The 17087-nt window shown below is 65.5% G+C and carries 20 protein-coding genes; 6 read left to right on the forward strand and 14 right to left on the reverse strand.

Features of this window, described 5'->3' with window-relative positions; translation table 11 throughout:
• Positions 1-10 precede the first annotated feature (10 nt).
• The 3 genes from AC6IY7_RS10370 to AC6IY7_RS10380 all read right to left on the reverse strand — a co-directional run bounded on the left by AC6IY7_RS10370 (position 11) and on the right by AC6IY7_RS10380 (position 1815).
• Positions 11-583, reverse strand: coding sequence for a hypothetical protein (locus tag AC6IY7_RS10370; RefSeq protein ID WP_497778879.1), 573 nt, complete (start codon positions 581-583; stop codon positions 11-13).
• A gap of 76 nt (positions 584-659) precedes the next feature.
• Entirely contained in the window at positions 660-1097 is a 438-nt protein-coding gene (locus tag AC6IY7_RS10375) for a cyclic nucleotide-binding domain-containing protein (protein ID WP_497778880.1), read from the reverse strand.
• A gap of 43 nt (positions 1098-1140) precedes the next feature.
• Positions 1141-1815 (reverse strand): winged helix-turn-helix domain-containing protein, encoded by a 675-nt coding sequence (locus tag AC6IY7_RS10380; RefSeq protein WP_497778882.1) that lies wholly within the window; start codon positions 1813-1815, stop codon positions 1141-1143.
• Positions 1816-1907: 92 nt separating this feature from the next.
• On the opposite strand from AC6IY7_RS10380, the gene AC6IY7_RS10385 reads away from it, so the two are divergent.
• A complete protein-coding gene (locus AC6IY7_RS10385) occupies positions 1908-2456 on the forward strand; it encodes a L,D-transpeptidase family protein (RefSeq protein WP_497778883.1) in 549 nt (182 codons plus the stop codon).
• On the opposite strand, the gene AC6IY7_RS10390 is transcribed toward AC6IY7_RS10385, so the two are convergent.
• On the reverse strand, positions 2453-3127 hold the full coding sequence (locus tag AC6IY7_RS10390; protein ID WP_497778884.1) for a YggS family pyridoxal phosphate-dependent enzyme: 675 nt from the start codon (positions 3125-3127) through the stop codon (positions 2453-2455). The two genes, AC6IY7_RS10385 and AC6IY7_RS10390, sit on opposite strands and share 4 nt — an antisense overlap.
• A gap of 13 nt (positions 3128-3140) precedes the next feature.
• Positions 3141-3416, reverse strand: coding sequence for a hypothetical protein (locus AC6IY7_RS10395; protein ID WP_497778887.1), 276 nt, complete (start codon positions 3414-3416; stop codon positions 3141-3143).
• A 113-nt stretch (positions 3417-3529) separates the two neighbouring features.
• Between AC6IY7_RS10395 and leuS the strand changes: the two genes are divergently transcribed.
• The 3 genes from leuS (at position 3530) to holA (ending at position 7795) form a co-directional block, all read left to right on the forward strand.
• Positions 3530-6145, forward strand: coding sequence for a leucine--tRNA ligase (leuS, locus tag AC6IY7_RS10400; RefSeq protein WP_497778888.1), 2616 nt, complete (start codon positions 3530-3532; stop codon positions 6143-6145).
• Positions 6146-6218: 73 nt separating this feature from the next.
• On the forward strand, positions 6219-6701 hold the full coding sequence (locus AC6IY7_RS10405; RefSeq protein WP_497778889.1) for a hypothetical protein: 483 nt from the start codon (positions 6219-6221) through the stop codon (positions 6699-6701).
• Between the two features lie 65 nt (positions 6702-6766).
• Positions 6767-7795 (forward strand): DNA polymerase III subunit delta, encoded by a 1029-nt coding sequence (gene holA / locus AC6IY7_RS10410; RefSeq protein WP_497778890.1) that lies wholly within the window; start codon positions 6767-6769, stop codon positions 7793-7795.
• 159 nt (positions 7796-7954) lie between these two features.
• On the opposite strand, the gene AC6IY7_RS10415 is transcribed toward holA, so the two are convergent.
• From AC6IY7_RS10415 to groES, 8 genes are all read right to left on the reverse strand, one after another.
• On the reverse strand, positions 7955-9352 hold the full coding sequence (locus tag AC6IY7_RS10415) for an NAD(P)(+) transhydrogenase (Re/Si-specific) subunit beta (RefSeq protein ID WP_497778892.1): 1398 nt from the start codon (positions 9350-9352) through the stop codon (positions 7955-7957).
• A 3-nt stretch (positions 9353-9355) separates the two neighbouring features.
• Positions 9356-9805, reverse strand: a complete 450-nt coding sequence (locus tag AC6IY7_RS10420) for an NAD(P) transhydrogenase subunit alpha part 2 (protein ID WP_497778894.1) — start codon at positions 9803-9805, stop codon at positions 9356-9358.
• A 45-nt stretch (positions 9806-9850) separates the two neighbouring features.
• A complete protein-coding gene (locus AC6IY7_RS10425; RefSeq protein ID WP_497778895.1) occupies positions 9851-10981 on the reverse strand; it encodes a Re/Si-specific NAD(P)(+) transhydrogenase subunit alpha in 1131 nt (376 codons plus the stop codon).
• 117 nt (positions 10982-11098) lie between these two features.
• Positions 11099-11236 carry an aa3-type cytochrome c oxidase subunit IV gene (locus AC6IY7_RS10430; RefSeq protein WP_497778897.1) on the reverse strand — a complete coding sequence of 46 codons (138 nt, stop codon included), beginning with the start codon at positions 11234-11236 and terminating at the stop codon, positions 11099-11101.
• A 116-nt stretch (positions 11237-11352) separates the two neighbouring features.
• The gene (locus AC6IY7_RS10435; protein ID WP_497778899.1) at positions 11353-12174 is read right to left on the reverse strand and encodes an ADYC domain-containing protein; all 822 of its coding nucleotides are present in this window, start codon (positions 12172-12174) and stop codon (positions 11353-11355) included.
• A 65-nt stretch (positions 12175-12239) separates the two neighbouring features.
• The gene (locus AC6IY7_RS10440; protein ID WP_497778901.1) at positions 12240-12641 is read right to left on the reverse strand and encodes a hypothetical protein; all 402 of its coding nucleotides are present in this window, start codon (positions 12639-12641) and stop codon (positions 12240-12242) included.
• A 210-nt stretch (positions 12642-12851) separates the two neighbouring features.
• On the reverse strand, positions 12852-14489 hold the full coding sequence (groL, locus tag AC6IY7_RS10445; RefSeq protein ID WP_497778903.1) for a chaperonin GroEL: 1638 nt from the start codon (positions 14487-14489) through the stop codon (positions 12852-12854).
• Between the two features lie 47 nt (positions 14490-14536).
• The gene (groES, locus tag AC6IY7_RS10450; protein ID WP_196408557.1) at positions 14537-14824 is read right to left on the reverse strand and encodes a co-chaperone GroES; all 288 of its coding nucleotides are present in this window, start codon (positions 14822-14824) and stop codon (positions 14537-14539) included.
• Between the two features lie 348 nt (positions 14825-15172).
• On the opposite strand from groES, the gene AC6IY7_RS10455 reads away from it, so the two are divergent.
• Positions 15173-15592 (forward strand): group II truncated hemoglobin, encoded by a 420-nt coding sequence (locus AC6IY7_RS10455; RefSeq protein WP_497778906.1) that lies wholly within the window; start codon positions 15173-15175, stop codon positions 15590-15592.
• Positions 15576-16166 carry a hypothetical protein gene (locus tag AC6IY7_RS10460; RefSeq protein WP_196408559.1) on the forward strand — a complete coding sequence of 197 codons (591 nt, stop codon included), beginning with the start codon at positions 15576-15578 and terminating at the stop codon, positions 16164-16166. Before AC6IY7_RS10455 ends, AC6IY7_RS10460 begins: the two co-directional genes overlap by 17 nt.
• Before the next feature lie 140 nt (positions 16167-16306).
• Here AC6IY7_RS10460 and AC6IY7_RS10465 read toward each other — a convergent pair whose 3' ends face one another.
• A complete protein-coding gene (locus AC6IY7_RS10465; RefSeq protein WP_497778909.1) occupies positions 16307-17065 on the reverse strand; it encodes a 4Fe4S-binding leucine-rich repeat protein in 759 nt (252 codons plus the stop codon).
• Positions 17066-17087 lie beyond the last annotated feature (22 nt).

Consider the following 17087-nt stretch of genomic DNA (forward strand, 5'->3'; position numbering starts at 1 on the left):
GCGCCGCCGCTCAGCGCCCGTGGTGGAATCCGCCGCCGTGGAATCCGCCGCCATGGAATCCGCCGCCGAAGCCGCCGCCGTGATGGAAGCCGCCGCCAAAGCCGCCGACGCGGTGGAAGCCTCCACCGTGCGGGAAGCCGCCGCCCCAGCCGCCGAAGCGCGGGCGATAGCCCCAGCCGCCGCCATAGACGACCGGGCCGCCGCCCCATCCATAGCCGTAGGATGGATAGCCGTAGCCATATCCATATCCGTAATCATAAGGATAGGAGTAATAGGGCGAATAGGCTCCGGCGGCGATGATCCCGGCCGCCGCCGAGGTGATGACCGCGGCCGCAGGATCATAGCCATAGCGGTAGTAGCGCAGCGCATGATGTCGGCGAAGCGGCCGCCGATGATGCGTGTAGCGCACGTAATGCCGATGCGGGTAGCGGCTGTAATGCGCCTGCTCGACCGAGGTCGGCGGCGAGACGACCGACTTGCTCGCGACGCTGGTGACGCCGGCGAGCGCGTCTCCGCTGGACAAAGCGAGGACGAAGGTCACGCCGATCGCGGCGAAAAGGCCGGATTTGAACGAATTACGCATTTTCTCCTCCTTACGACGACACGCAAAAGAGACTTTCATTCCAAGGGAGGCCGAGGGGCGACGAGCGCATGCCCGCTCAGGCCTCGAATTTCAACTCCTGCGCCAATTGGGTCAGGCGGGTGGCGACGCGGGCGCGCACGCGCGTCGCGGTGGTGGGAAACTCTTCCAATATGCGCAGGAAAAGCGCGCGGGTGATTTTGAGGATCGTCGCCGGCTCGCGGGCTATGGCCGTGACCGGGCGCGTCGTCTCGGTGACGAGCGCGGTCTCGCCGATCAGCGCGAATGGCCGCAGCACTTTGTCGGCGGGGCGTCCGTCGTCGTGCTTCTCCAGGGCGATCGAGCCATTGGTCAGAATATAGCCGCCGTCGGAGGCCTCGCCGCGGCGAAACAGCGCGTCGCCGGCGCGCAGCAATTTCGTCTCGGCGCTGAAGGCGAGGAGGCGCAGCGCCTCGATCTCGAAATCCTCGAACAGAGGAATGCTCCGGAGATTGGCGATGTCGTCGTCGAGAGCCATGTCTCGGATGCTTTCTCTTCCGGGCGATCTTCCCGGCGGGCGGTCAGCGCGCGGGGGAGAAGACCAAGCGATAGCCGTTCTTTTCGGTGAGAAGAAGGCGGGCGTCGGCCGGGTCGGTTTCGAGCTTGCGCCGCAGCCGGCTGACATGGGTCTCCAGCGTGCGCGTCGTCACCGTGGGATGATAGCCCCAAACGTCGCGCAGCAACATGTCTTTCGTGACCGAGGCGCCGCGCGCCGCCGCGAGCCGCGTCAGTATTTCGGCTTCCTTCTCGGTGAGCGACAGGCGCCTTTGCGCGGCGTCGATGAGCTCGAAGGCGCCGGGCCGGTAGCGATAGGCGCCGATGACGACGATCGGGCGCTCCGGCGCCTCGGCGGGCGCGGGCGCGCGCAGGCGGGAGAGAAGGCGGGCGAAACGAAACGGCCGCGCGATATATTCGGGCGCGTCCGCAGTCGCAGGGGCGTTCGCCGCGCCGATGACGAGGATCGGCCCGCAGAAGCGCTCTGCGGCGGTTCGCGCAAAGGCCTCGCCGATCTCGGCGTCGACGAGCAGAATGTCGCAGCCGCCGGCGGCGAGCAGGCGCGTCGCTTCCTCGGGAGAGGCGGCGGGGCGAACCGCGAATTCGGAATAGCGCGCGAGCTGCTCCGCGAGAGACGCGCGCAATCCCGCCACGGCGAGGAGGAGTATGGTGCGGGGATGCGGCGTCGGCGCTTCGATCATGGCGCTACCGGGGGCTGGCTCTGGCGAACATGATCGGCCAAGGGCGGGCTCCGTTCAAGACGAGGCGGGGCGGGGACAGGACGGAGAGACGGATGAGGCAGGTTTTTTCCCGCCGCGGCGGCGGGATCGCGGCGCTGAAGGTCGCGCGGCGGATCGGTGGGCGCCCGCATGAGGGCCGGCTGATCGCGGGCGATCTGGTTCTGCCCTGCGCGCTCGGCCGCTCCGGGGTGACGCGCCGCAAGCGCGAGGGCGACGGCGCGACGCCGGCCGGCAGTCACGAACTGCTCTATGTCTATCTGCGGCGCGGCCGGGCCGCGAAGCCGCGCGGGACGCCGGCGCGTTTCGTCGCCCCGCAGGATCTGTGGTGCGACGATGCGCGGTCCTTCCTCTACAATCGGCCGCTGCGCGGGCCGACGCCGCTCGGCCATGAGCGGCTCTGGCGCCAGGATCGGTTCTATGATGTCGTGGGCGTGCTCGACTACAACATCCGCCCGCGCGTGCTGGGGCGCGGCAGCGCCATCTTCTTCCATATAGCGACGGAGTCGCTGGGCCCGACGGCGGGCTGCGTGGCGCTGCGGGCGCGCGATATGGCGCGGCTGCTGCCGCGTCTGGCGAAAGGCGTGCGGATCGTGGTGGGTTAGGGCTTCGAATAGTCGCGCTCGCCCATGATGGCCGAGCCGATGCGCACATGCGTGGCGCCGAGCTGAATGGCGAGCTCGTAATCCGAGCTCATGCCCATGGACAGCTCTTTCAGCCCGTTGCGGGCGGCGATCTCCGCGAGCAGGGCGAAATGCGGCGAGGCCTGCTCGCCGACCGGCGGCACGCACATCAGGCCGGCGATCTCGAGCCCGTGCTTCTCGCGGCACTCGGCGATGAAGGCGTCGGCCTCCTGCGGCAATACGCCGGCCTTTTGCGGCTCGGCGCCGGTGTTGACCTGCACGAGCAGGCGTGGGCGCTTGTCCTGGCGGCGCATCTCCTCGGCGAGGGCCTCGGCGATTTTGGGGCGGTCGACGCTCTCTATGACGTCGAAGGTCTCGACCGCCTCGCGCGTCTTATTGGATTGCAGCGGGCCGATGAGATGCAGCTCGACGCCGGAGAAGCGCTGGCGCAGCTCGCCCCATTTGGCGCGCGCCTCCTGCACTTTATTCTCGCCGAAGACGCGATGGCCAGCCTCGAGCAGCGGAACCGCGGCCTCGGCCGGAAAGGTCTTGGTGACGCAGACGAGGGTGATCTCGGCCGGGTCGCGGCCGCAATCGCGGGCCCGTGAGGAGATGGCGTCCTTGGCGGCGGTCAGCCGATCGACGACGGTCATGGAAGATGCGGCCTCAGCGGACGAATTTGACCATAATGTACGTCGCGCCGATCAGCACGACGAGGTATCCGAACATCCAGCGCAGCGTTTCGTTCTTCGCTTGAACGATCGCGAATCTCACGCGCGCTTCTGATTCGAAAATTGCTTTTCTCAGCTCCAGCAGACACGCGGACTCCGGCATCTCGCGCTCGGCGATTGCCCCTCCGCAGAGATCAGGCTGATGCTGGAGGCCCTGCTCGGGCGAAAACCCTTCCCGGGTCGGAGGGTTGAAGAGCACTTGCGCCGACATGGCCCGGATATAGCACGCGCCCCGCTTCCCGGCGAGAGGCGCCTTTGACAAGCCCCGCCCCGCCCGGCATTACAGGCGAAACTCCACAATTCGATCAGGACCGCTCGGGACCCATGAGACCAGAACGCTACGACTTCGCCGCGGCCGAGCCCAAATGGCGAAAAATTTGGGACGAGCGGCAGGTTTTCACCTCCGGCGACGCGAAGAAGCCGAAATATTACGTGCTCGAAATGTTCCCCTATCCGTCGGGGCGCATCCATGTCGGCCATGTGCGCAATTATTCCATGGGCGACGTCATCGCCCGCTATAAGCGCGCCAAGGGCTTCGACGTGCTGCATCCCATGGGCTGGGACGCTTTCGGCCTGCCGGCGGAGAACGCCGCTCAGCAGAGCGGCTCGCACCCCGCGACCTGGACCTACGCCAATATCGCCAGCATGCGGACGCAGCTCAAATCCATGGGCCTGTCGCTCGACTGGTCGCGCGAGATCGCCACTTGCGATCCCGCCTATTACAAGCATCAGCAGAAGCTGTTCCTGGATTTCCTCGCCGGCGGCCTCGTCGACCGCAAGCAGTCCAAGGTGAATTGGGACCCGGTGGACCATACCGTGCTCGCCAATGAGCAGGTGGTGGACGGCCGCGGCTGGCGCTCCGGCGCGCTGGTGGAGCAGCGCGAGCTGACGCAATGGTTCCTGCGCATCGGCAAATACGCCGATGATCTTCTCACCTCGCTCGACACGCTCGACCGCTGGCCGGAGAAGGTGCGGCTGATGCAGCGCAATTGGATCGGCCGCTCCGAGGGCCTCCTGGCGCGCTTCGCCATCGCCGATGACCCGACGGGCGAGATCGAGGTCTTCACCACACGGCCGGACACGTTGTTCGGCGCGAAATTCGTCGCGCTGGCGCCCGATCATCCAGTCGCCCGCGCCGCGGCTTCGAGCGACCCGGCGCTCGCCGCCTTCGCCGAGGAATGCCGCCATATCGGCACGTCGGTCGCGGCGATCGAGACCGCCGAGAAGAAGGGCTATGACACGGGCCTGCGCGTCGCGCATCCCTTCGATCCCTCCTGGACGCTGCCCGTCTATGTCGCCAATTTCATCCTGATGGATTACGGCACGGGCGCGATTTTCGGCTGCCCGGCGCATGACCAGCGCGACCTCGATTTCGCGCTACGCTATGGCCTCGGCGCGACTCCTGTCGTCTGCCCGGAGGGCGTCGATCCCGCGACTCTCATCGTCAGTGAGACCGCTTTCGACGGCGAGGGACGGCTCGTCAATTCACGCTTCCTCGACGGGCTCACCGTCGCCGAGGCGAAGGAGGAGGTCGCCAAGCGTCTCGAGGCCGCGCAGCTGCACGGCCGTCCGCAGGGCGAGCGCAAGATCAATTACAAGCTGCGCGATTGGGGCATTTCGCGGCAGCGCTATTGGGGCTGTCCGATCCCCATCATCCATTGCCCGGATTGCGGCGTCGTGCCCGTGCCGGACGCCGATCTTCCCGTGAAGCTGCCGGAAGACGTGACCTTCGACAGGCCGGGCAATCCGCTGGACCATCATCCGACATGGAACAATGTCGCCTGTCCGAAATGCGGGGCCGCGGCGCGGCGCGAAACCGACACGATGGACACTTTCGTCGATTCGTCCTGGTATTACGCGCGCTTCACCGATCCGCACAATGAGTCGGCGCCCGCCGCGCCGGAGCAGCTCGCGCGCTGGCTGCCGGTGGATCAATATATAGGCGGGATCGAGCACGCGATTCTGCATCTGCTCTATTCGCGCTTCTTCTCGCGCGCCATTCGCGACAGCGGCCATGGCGGCGTCGCCGAGCCCTTCGCCGGCCTCTTCACCCAGGGCATGGTGGTGCATGAGACCTATCGCGCCGCCTCCGGCAAATGGGTCGCGCCCAGCGAGCTGCGTTTCGAGACCAGCGACAAGGGCCGCCGCGCTTTCCTCATCGATGGCGGCGAAGAGGTCGCGATCGGCGCGATCGAGAAAATGTCCAAGTCGAAGCGCAATACGGTCGATCCGGACGACATTATCGCCAGCTATGGCGCCGATACGGCGCGGCTCTTCGTGCTCTCCGATTCGCCGCCCGATCGCGATGTGGTGTGGACGGAGGAGGGCGTGCAGGGCGCCTGGCGCTTCGTGCAGCGCGTCTATCGTCTCGCGGGCGAGCTCGCCAATGCCGCGGCGCCCGTCGGCGCCAGCGCGCCGGCCGAATTCGGCGCGGCGGCGCTCGATGTGCGCAAGGCGACGCATCGCACCATCGCCGCCGTCGGCGACAATATCGAGCGCCTGCGCTTCAACACGGCGATCGCCCGCATTCGCGAATACGCCAATGAGCTGACCGCGGCGCTCGACAAGGTGGAGACGGTTCCGGTCTCCGCCGATCTCGCCTTCGCCTTCCGCGAGGCGGCGGATGTGTTCGCGCAGCTGATCGCGCCGATGACGCCGCATGTGGCGGAAGAGTGCTGGAGCGATCTCGGCCATTCCGAGATCGTTTCCCTGGCGCCCTGGCCGGAGGCCGATCCTACTCTCGTCGCGCAGGACATGATAAGCTTGCCGGTGCAGGTGAACGGCAAGAAGCGCGCGGAGATTCTCGTGGCCCATGACGCCGATGAGGCGACGATCCGCGAGGAGGCGCTGACGCAGGAGGCCGTGTTGCGCGCTATGGAAGGCAAGCCGTTGAAGAAATTCATTCTCGTTCCCAAGAGGATCGTCAATGTGGTCGTTTGAACGGCGCGCCAGGACTGCGAGCCTTCAGGCTCGCAGCGCAAAGAGCGAGCCTGAAGGCCGGCGGTCCAAGCCGATGGCCGCCGCCCTCGCCGCGCTGGCGCTCTCGGCCTGCACGGTGCAGCCGCTCTATGGCCCCATCGGAACCGACGCGCCGCTTGCGGCGGAGCTGCAGGCGGTCGCGGTCGATCCGATCCCGGACCGCATCGGCCATTACGTCCGCAACGAGCTGATCTTCGCCTTGAACGGCACGGGCTCGGACGTGCCGCCGCGCTATCGGCTGATGGTCGCGCTGAAGGAGCGCGTGCAGACGCCGATCCTCGACACGGTCACCGGCCGCGCGACATCGGCGACGGTGGTCGTCGACGCCGAATATAAATTGATCAATATCGCCGATGAGCATGTCATCACCTCCGGCGTCGCCTTCGGCGTCGCGAGCTATGACCGTTTCAGCAATCGTCTCGCCAATGTGCGCGCCGCGCGCGACGGCGAGATTCGCGATGCGAAAGTCATTTCGGACATGATCCGCACGCGTGTGGCGACAGCGTTGTCGAAGTGAGGAGCGAATAGCGAATAGCGAGTAGAACTATTCGCTATTCGCTACTCGCTGGCTCCCGAGCGCTCATGACCGCCATCAAGAACCGCGACGCCGAGCGCTTCGTGAAAGCGCCGCCGGCGTCGGTCTTTCTGTTCCTGCTCCACGGCGCCGACGCCGGCCTCGTGCGCGAACGTGCGCTCGCCATTGTCGCGCAGCGCGTCGACGATCGGCATGATCCGTTCCAATGTGTCGAAATGAGCGGCGACGCCGTCGCCGCCGATCCGCTGTCGCTGCTGGACGAAGCCAATACGATTCCGCTGTTCGGCGGCCGCCGGGCGATCATCGTCGAGACGGGCGGCAAATCCATTCTTTCGCCGCTCGAGCAATTGCTCGCCGCGCCGCCAGTGGATTGCGCCATCGTGCTCACCGCCGGCGCGCTGAAGCGCGACGCGCCTTTGCGCAAGCTGATCGAGCCGTCGAAGCTCGCCGCCGCCGTCGAGTGCAATCCCGACGACGAGCAGGACCTGCATGCGCTGATCGATCACAGCCTGCGCGAGGCGGGCTTTTCCGTCACGCCGGAGGCGCGGCTGCTGCTGCAGGCCGCGCTCGGCGAAGATCGCCGCATGAGCCGTTCCGAGCTCGCCAAGCTGATTCTCTACAAGCATGGCGCGACGACGATCGACGCGGGCGATGTCGAGGACATTGTCGCGCACGCCTCCAATATCGCCGCTGACCGGCTGGTGCTCGACGCTTTCTCGGGCGAGGCGGGGGCCGCGGGCGAAGCCTTCGACAGAGCGGTCGCCGGTGGCGGCGACGCCGGGCAATTATTGGGCGGCGCGCTGCGCTATGCGATGGCGCTGCATCGCGCGCGGCTCACCGTGGATCGCGAGGGGCGGCCGGATTTCGGGATCACGATTTTGATGCGCAGCGGCTTCGGCTTCTCGCAGCGGCCGCAGCTCGAGCAGCATTTGCGCATCTGGTCCGCGGCGAAAGTAGCGGCTCTGCTGCCGGCCTTGCGCGACGCCAATCAGCGCGCCCGCGCCAATGCGTCACTCGCCGAGATGGAGGCGGGACGGGCGTTGCTGCGTATCGCGAGTCAGGCCGGGCGGCGCTGAGCGCCCCCTCGACCCTTCCCGCTATCGGATTCACCCATCCCGAGACGCTGCGGCCGTCATGGCCGGGACAAGCCCGGCCATGACGTCGCGGGGGCGAGGAGGATGTGTGCATTATTCGATAGCGCAAAGCGGGGGAGGTGAGAGGGGGCAATCCTTCGATCAATGCGCCAGCGATTTGACGATCTGCTCCACGGTCTTCTTGGCGTCGCCGAACAGCATCATCGTATTGGGCCGGAAGAACAGCTCATTCTCGACGCCCGCATAGCCGGAGCCCATGCCGCGCTTGAGGAACAAAACCGTCTTAGCCTTCTCGACATCGAGGATCGGCATGCCATAGATCGGCGATTGCGGATCGGTCTTGGCGGCGGGATTGGTCACGTCATTGGCGCCGATGACGAAGGCGACATCCGCTTGGCCGAATTCGGAATTTATGTCCTCGAGCTCGAAGACCTCGTCGTAAGGCACATTGGCCTCGGCCAGCAGAACATTCATATGGCCGGGCATGCGGCCGGCGACCGGATGAATGGCGTATTTCACCTCGACGCCCTCCTTTTTCAGGAGGTCCGCCATCTCGCGCAGCGCGTGCTGCGCCTGCGCCACCGCCATGCCATAGCCCGGCACGATGATGATCTTGCCGGCGTTCTGCATGATGTAAGCGGCGTCCTCCGCCGAGCCCTGCTTGACCGGGCGTTTCTCCACCGCGCCCGCAGCCGCCACCGTCTCGCCGCCGAAGCCGCCGAGAATGACGGAGACGAAGGAGCGGTTCATCCCCTTGCACATGATGTAGGAGAGGATGGCGCCCGAGGAGCCGACCAGCGCGCCGGTGATGATGAGCGCGAGATTGCCGAGCGTGAAGCCGATGCCCGCCGCCGCCCAGCCCGAATAGGAATTGAGCATGGACACGACGACCGGCATGTCGGCGCCGCCGATGGGGATGATGAGCGTCACGCCGAGCGCGAGCGAGACGAGAATGATGAGAAACAGCCAGAAGCCGCTCTCCGTCGTCGCGAACAGCACGATGAAGCCGATGAGCGCGACGCCGAGCAGAATGTTGATCGTGTGACGCTCGGGCAGCAGGATCGGCTTGCCGCTCATGCGCTCGTCGAGCTTCAGAAAGGCGATGACCGATCCGGTGAAGGTGATCGCGCCGATCGCCGCGCCGAGCGACATTTCGAAAAGGCTGCCGCCTTCTATATGGCCGGGCGCGCCTATGCCGAAAGCTTGCGGCGCGAAAAAGGCGCTGCCCGCGACGAGCACGGCGGCGAGGCCGACGAGAGAATGGAAGAAGGCCACGAGCTGCGGCATCTTCGTCATTTCGACATGCTTCGCCACATAGGCGCCGACGCCGCCGCCCGCTCCGGCGCCGATCAATATCAGGATCAGCGCGCCGAGGGTCGGCAGGCGCAGCAGCAGAGTCGTGCCGACGGCGACGCCCATGCCGATCATGCCGTAGAGATTGCCTTGCCGCGAGGTCGCGGGCGAGGAGAGGCCGCGCAGCGCCAGAATGAACAATATGCCGGCGGCGAGATAGAGAAGGACCGCGAGATTGCCGCTCATGGCTCAGCCCTTCTTCTTATACATGGACAGCATTCGCTCGGTGACGAGGAAGCCGCCGAATATGTTGACGCTGACGAGGGCGAGCGCGATGAAGCCGAGCCAGCGCGCGACCGAGGAGCCGCCCGATGTGTCGGCGGAAGAGTCGACGCCGACAGAGAGCAGCGCGCCGACGACGATGACGGAAGAGATGGCGTTGGTGACCGACATCAGCGGCGTATGCAGCGCCGGCGTCACCGACCAGACGACGTAATAGCCGACGAATACCGCCAGCGCGAAAATCGCGAGGCGGAAGACGACGGGATCGACGCCGCCGGCGAGGCCGTGCGAGGAGGCCGCCGCCGCCACCTGCGCCAGCTGATCGGAATAGGATTGCGCCTGATCGGCGAGCTGGCGCGTCGCTTCGGCTGCGCGGCGGGCCGTTTCGAGCAATTGCTGTGTCGTGTCGGATGCCATGTCACAACGCCCTTTCTTCGCGCGGGCCTCGTGGGCCCGTGGAAATCAAGCCGCAAATCGCGAATCGATGACGGCGCCGTCGCGGGTGAGGGCCGTCGCCTTCACCAATTCGTCGGTCCAATCGATGGCCAGAGCCTGCGTCTCTTTGGAGATCAGCGTCTCGACGAAGGCGAAAAGATTTTTTGCGTAGAGGCTCGACGCCGTCGCCGGCAGGCGGCCGGCGAGATTGACCGCGCCGACGATCTTCACGCCATTGTCGACGATGGTCTCTCCCGGCTTGGTCAGCTCGCAATTGCCGCCGCGCTCGGCGGCGAGATCGATGATGACCGAGCCCGCGCGCATGGAGCGCGCCGCCGCCGCCGAAATGAGTCTCGGCGCCGGGCGGCCGGGGATCAGCGCCGTCGTGACGACGATATCCTGCTTGGCGATATGCGCGGCGACGAGCTCGGCCTGCGCGGCCTGGTATTCCGGCGACATTTCCTTGGCGTAGCCGCCGGCGGTCTCGGCCTGGCGGAACTCGTCATTCTCGACTGCGACGAATTTCGCGCCGAGCGATTCCACTTGTTCCTTGGTGGCGGGCCGGACATCGGTCGCCGAGACGATGCCGCCGAGCCGGCGCGCCGTGGCGATCGCCTGCAGGCCGGCGACGCCGACGCCCATGATGAAAATTTTGGCGGCCGGAACCGTGCCCGCCGCCGTCATCATCATCGGAATGGCGCGGCTATATTCCGCCGCGGCGTCGATGACCGCGCGATAGCCGGCGATATTGGCCTGGGAGGACAGAACGTCCATGACCTGCGCGCGGGTGATGCGCGGCATGAGCTCCATGGCGAAAAGGGTGGCGCCGGTCTGGGCGAGGGCCGCGAGCTCTTTCTCATGGCCGAAAGGATCGGCGATGGCGACCACGGCCGCGCCACGCGCTACGCCGGAGAGTTCGCCCGGCGCCGGTCGGCGCACGCGCAGCACCACCTCGGCATTGTCCGCGGCGCCGGCGGCGTTCTGCGCGATCGTCGCGCCGGCTGCGGCGTAATCCGCATCGGAGAAACCGGAAATCGCGCCCGCGCCCGACTGCACCACGACCTCCGCGCCGAGGCCTTTGAATTTTTTTACGGTTTCCGGCGTCGCTGCGACGCGCGTCTCATTTTTGTCAGTCTCGGATTGAACAGCAATGCGCATTGACGAAACTCCATTGCGAGGAGATTCGGTTCCCCGCGGCCGGATGGCCGCGCGGTTCGCATTCGGTCAGAAACTGTAGAGAAAATCCGGTCGATCAGCGCGCCGATCGCCGATCTGTCAGCGCGCCAGGAAGAAATACATCAGCAGCAGGCTGATGACAGAGGCGGCGGTTCCCACTTTCAATATCGTCAGAAAGCCGCGATAGGTGGCGAGGTGCTCCGCCATATCTGTCGAAGTCTCGTGATGATCGGCCATTCCTCTCCCCCGTCGTGCTCTCGCGTTGCGGCTCTGCCCGTCGAGGGGCGGAGCCGGATAATGCTAGACGAGGCGGCGCGATCCTGCAATGTCGCAATTGTCGCGCCCGCTACGTCTCAGGGCGGAGAGCGCACGAAAAGGACGGCGCCATTGGCGCGCGCGAATTCCTCTGTGCATATGTCTCCGGTGCGGCCTTTCAGGCGCGGCGTTTGCGCTTCGAGCGCTTCGAGGCTCGTATTCGCCTTGACGCGGACATGGCGAACGCAGACGGCGCCCGCGGGCGAGAAACCGGCTTCGAAATCATGCCCAGGATCATTGCCGGGCGTCTGCACGCCGAGAAAATCATAAATGTCGATCGGCTGGCCGTTGCGCGTCGTGCCCTTGCCGTCGCCGGAGTAATCGGCGCGCACCAGCCGGATGCAGGCGTTGTAGACGTCGCGCATGGAGATTCCATCCTCGCGCTTCTCCCAGGGGCGATAGCCGAAGCGCACGCATTTTCCCTGAGCCCCGCCTGTGCAAGTGAGCTCGAAGACGCCGGGCTCGGCGGCGCCTATGGTTCCGTCGCCCTTGGCGCGGCCGGGAACGGGAAAGCCCTGGCGGCGCCCGTCCGGGCCGGGATCGCAGAGATTTTTCCATTCGCCGTCCGGCCCCTGGACGGAAAGGCTGTGCAGCATGACCGCCTCCGACGGCGGGACGGCCCGCTGGAGGTCGCCGGGATCGCGTTCGACGGCGTCGATGCGAATCTTCAATGCTCCGGCGCCTCTGGCGACGGTGAGCGTCGCGCCGACGAGAGCGGACGAGGAGAGCACGCGTCCGTCGGAGAGCCTCGCCTCGAACTGCGTTCCCTCGACGTCCAGAAGCTCGAGCTCCGCAGCGCAAAGGGGGGACGTCGCCGCCACGAAGGCGACCGATAGCGCGGCGAAGAGTTTCTTCTGCATGATGCGACGCTTTCGAAGAGCCGCAGGAAGGCCGGCGCGCGCCGGCCCGCCCGCGTCTGTAAAGATTACTTGGCGGTCTGCGCAGGAGCCGGCAATTCGATCGCGATGACGCGCAGGCCGTCATTGGAGAGCGGGCTGGTGGCCAAGCCGTTGAATTTCACGCCATTGTCGATCAGCGCGTTTTGGGTCAGAGCGTTCTGGGTCAGAGAGTTCTGCACGAGCGAATTCTCCACCAGCGCGTTCGACGTCAGCGCATTGGCCGTGATCGCGTTCACATGCAATCCGTTGAGGGTGATCGCATTGTCGCTCAACGCATTCGTGGTGAGGGCGTTGAGGTGCAGGCCGTTCGTCGAGAAGCCGTTCGTCGAGAAGCCGTTCAGAGAAACGCCATTGGGCGAGATCACGGCGGAGGCGGAGCCGCCGGCGGCGATGACGAGGCCGAGTGCGAAAATCGAGCGCTTGAACATTTTCGTGAGACCCTTGTGAGCGAGGGCGGCGATATGTCGCCGCTTTCTGTGCCGCCCGATCTCGACGCCCGGGGGCGCTCCTATCGGGAACATCTCTCTTTTCGGGCGTTTCGGCGCGCTTGGCCGTGCGGCGACGCACATGCTCGTGGATGCGACAAAAAAGGCCCCGGATTTCTCCGGGGCCTTCTTGGACTGGTCGGGGATGGAAAATCAGAAATCCATGCCGCCCATGCCGCCGCCGGGCGGCAGAGCCGGACCGCTGTCCTTCTTCGGCTGCTCGGTGATCGTCGCCTCGGTGGTGACGATGAGGCCGGCGATCGAGGCCGCGTCCTGCAGCGCCGTGCGCACGACCTTGGTCGGGTCGATGATGCCGAGCTTCACCAGATCGCCATATTCGCCGGTCTGGGCGTCATAGCCGTAATTATAGTCCGTGGATTCGAGGAGCTTGCCGACCACGACCGCACCGTCGCCGCCGGCGTTGTCGACGATCTGGCGGGCCGGAGCCTGGATCGCCTTGCGGACGATCGCGACGCCGGTCTGCTGGTCGGAATTGGCGACCTTGACGTCTGTCAGGGCCGCGATGGCGCGCAGCAGCGCGACGCCGCCGCCGGGCGAGATGCCTTCCTGCACAGCGGCGCGGGTGGCGTTGAGCGCGTCGTCGACGCGGTCCTTCTTCTCCTTGACCTCGACCTCGGTCGCGCCGCCGACGCGGATCACCGCGACGCCGCCCGCGAGCTTGGCGAGACGTTCCTGCATCTTCTCGCGGTCATAGTCCGAGGTGGTCTCCTCGACCTGCGCCTTGATCTGGGCGACGCGGGCCTCGATGTCCTTCTTGTCGCCGGCGCCGTCGATGATCGTCGTGTTCTCTTTGTCGATGCGAATGCGCTTGGCCTTGCCGAGCAGGGGCAGCGTGACGCTCTCGAGCTTGATGCCGAGATCCTCGGAGACGACCTGGCCGCCCGTCAGAATGGCGATGTCCTCGAGCTGCGCCTTGCGGCGATCGCCGAAGCCCGGCGCCTTCACGGCGGCGATCTTCAACCCGCCACGCAGCTTGTTGACGACGAGCGTGGCGAGCGCCTCGCCTTCGACGTCCTCGGCGATGATCAGCAGCGGCTTGCCGGTCTGCACCACGGCCTCGAGGATCGGCAGCAGCGGCTGCAGAGTCGACAGCTTCTTCTCGTGGATGAGGATGTAGGGGTCCTCGAGCTCCGCGACGAGACGCTCGGCGTTGGTGATGAAGTAAGGCGAGAGATAGCCGCGGTCGAACTGCAGGCCCTCGACGATGACGGTCTCGGAGTCGAGGCTCTTGGCCTCTTCCACCGTGATCACGCCCTCATTGCCGACCTTCTGCACCGCCTTGGCGATCTCCTGGCCGATATAGCTGTCGCCATTGGCCGAGATGGTGCCGACCTGGGCGATCTCGTCGTTGGAGGTGACCTTCTTGGAGTTCTTCTTCAGATCGGCGACGACCGCCTCGACCGCGAGGTCGATGCCGCGCTTGAGATCCTGCGGATTGAGGCCGGCCGCGACGGCCTTGGCGCCTTCGCGGGCGATGGAAGCGGCGAGCACGGTCGCCGTCGTGGTGCCGTCGCCGGCGGTGTCGTTCTGCTTGGAGGCGACCTCACGCACGAGCTGCGCGCCGAGATTCTCGAACTTGTCGGAAAGCTCGATCTCCTTGGCGACGGTGACGCCGTCCTTGGTGATGCGCGGCGCGCCGAAGCTCTTCTCGATGACGACGTTGCGGCCCTTGGGACCGAGGGTGACCTTCACCGCATTGTTGAGAATCTCGACGCCGCGCAGAATACGGTCGCGCGCGTCGGAGGAAAAGCGAATGTCCTTGGCTGCCATTGTCGTTCAGCTCCGTTGGAAGAAGGATTGGGCGAGGGTCGGCCGGATCAGGCGATGACGCCCAGAATGTCGCTTTCTTTCATGATGAGGAGATCTTCCCCGTCGATCTTGACCTCGGTGCCGGACCATTTGCCGAACAGCACGCGGTCGCCTTCCTTGACGTCGAGGGCGACGAGCTTGCCGCTCTCGTCACGGGAGCCGGGGCCGACGGCGATGATCTTGCCCTCGGCGGGCTTCTCTTTCGCAGTGTCGGGAATGATGATGCCGCCTTTGGTCTTGTCTTCGCCTTCGAGGCGCTTGACCACGACCCGGTCGTGGAGGGGACGGAACGCCATGTCGTCTTCCTTGCGTTGCAGAGCCCGGCCGGAACGCACGGGCGAAAGATTGCGTAAAATGCCTATTAGCACTCAGGGGTGACGAGTGCCAACAGGCTAGCGATGAAATAGGAAGCGGCGCCCCACCCTGTCAAGGGCGAGCAGCGCCGAAATCGGGCGCCCGAGTCGTAAATGCATAAAATTGCGCCTTGCTCTGCCTTATTATTCTCATGTCGCGGCAGGATTCGGGCGGCGTTTCCGTCTGCGTCGATCCGGGCGGCCCGTTCCGCCGGGCGGCGTTGCGCAATCGCGCGCATCGCGTTAGGCCCAGGCCTCGGCATATGAATTGCTAGCTCGCGAGGCATGACAATGGACGCCGTGCAATCGACAAAGACCGCATTCGACGTCATCGGCGGCCAGGAAGCGGTCGATCGTCTCGTCGAGGCGTTCTATCGCAATATGGACGTTCTGCCGCAGGCGCGTGACATTCGCGCGATGCATGCGGTGGATCTCGGCCCCACCAAGGCGGTTCTGAAGCTCTATCTGGCCGAATGGCTGGGCGGACCAAAGAGCTATTCGGAGCAGCGGGGACACCCCCGGCTGCGCATGCGTCACATGGGCTTCGCGATCGGACCCGCCGAGCGCGACGCGTGGATGGCCTGCATGACGGGCGCGCTCGAAGAGGTGGTCGATGATGTGAGACTGCGAGACACATTGAAGCAGAACTTCGCCAAACTGGCGGATTGGCTACGTAACGATCCGGGTAACCAACATGACAAGCATCACTGATACGGCGTTTTCGACTTTGGACCAGCAGAAGCGGCTGCTCAGCCCGGTCCATAAGGGCCCGACCGAAAAGGCGGGGCGTTTTGGTTTCCGCGGCAAGCTGGCGTTGAAATTCGCCCAGCAGTTCGCCGACGAGGCGCGTCCGCCGGAACTGTGCTCCGATCAGGTGATCGCGGTGGCGGACGCCGGCAAGCCCACTTTCGACTTCTTCGCGCAGTGGCTTCTCTCCTTCGAGCATCTCGCGAACGTCGCCGAAGTGCTGAAGGGGCTGCTCAGCCCGACCGGCAAATATTTCATCTTCGCCAATAACATCGACCTGCTCAGCAAATATCAGGTCGAGATCGACGGCATTAATTTCTATGTGCTGCCGATCGACGAATCGACGGTCTATAACGAGTTGCTCGAGCTGTTCTACATCGAGAAGAACGATCTGAAGAAGCTGTCGATCGGCGGCAAGATCGACGCCGTCGCCAATGCCGGCATCGCCTTCGACCAGACGTTCGAGAAGATCACCTACGAGCAGGGCCTGGCGGTTATGGGCCCGGTGCGCAATCGCAACGAGAACCGGCCGGTCTGACGCGACCCTGAAATCTCGATTTCGACCACGCAATCCAGAGGCGCTCCGGCTCTGGATTGCTTTTTTTTTGACGATTTTCCAACGCCGAACCGGCGTTCACTTCGGCTGGAGACGCTCTGGACGCGGCGCGGCCGTGGTGGTCAGTCGCTTTCCAGCCGCGTCTGCGCGCAGGCGCGCACCAATTCGTCCTCGTCGTCGAGGAAGGAGCCGAGCATCTCGCGTGGGCATCGTTCCGCGATTGTGAAACGGATGCGCAAATCCTCGTCCTTGCTCATGGCGTCGAGACGATCCTCCGGAAGGCGCTCGGCGACGACGAGACGCACGAGCGGCTCCGGGTCCTTGACGAGAAGATGCAGCCGATCCTCGGGCAGGCGACGCGCCACCCAACGCCGCACTTCCGGATCCTCGTCATGGACGGCGATCGGCAGCAGATCCGGCGAGATCCGGCGGACCACGTGAATGCGGACCAGATAATCCGGGTCCGAATACATTGCGAGCAGCGCCGCGCCTTCCAGCCGATTGGCGATGACGATGCGCACGCGCGGTTCGGGATCATGCGCGAGACGGGCGACGCGCGAGGCCGGCAGGCGCGAGGCCGCGGTGGCGCGAACTTCGGGCTCCGGATCGTCGAGCAGCGGCGGGAGCCGCAGGACCGACGCATAGCGCGCCGCGCGCGCCCGCACCTCGAAATAGACGTGATCGAGATAGGCGTCCGCGAGATGCGGATGTCCGCGGAAGAAGAGATCGACGCGCTTGGCTCGCCGGTCGCGCACGCAGGCCGATCCCTTGCGGCAAAGCCCCTCGAGATTGAGCGCCACATGGGAGCATTCCCGGCAGCGGATGGGGCGACCGCGCCAATCGAGCGGATCGTCGCTTATTCTTTCTGGTTCTGCGGCCATTTTGGGAGCCGTCTTCTTTCCT

This window comes from Methylosinus sp. is20ea (genome assembly GCF_059718135.1).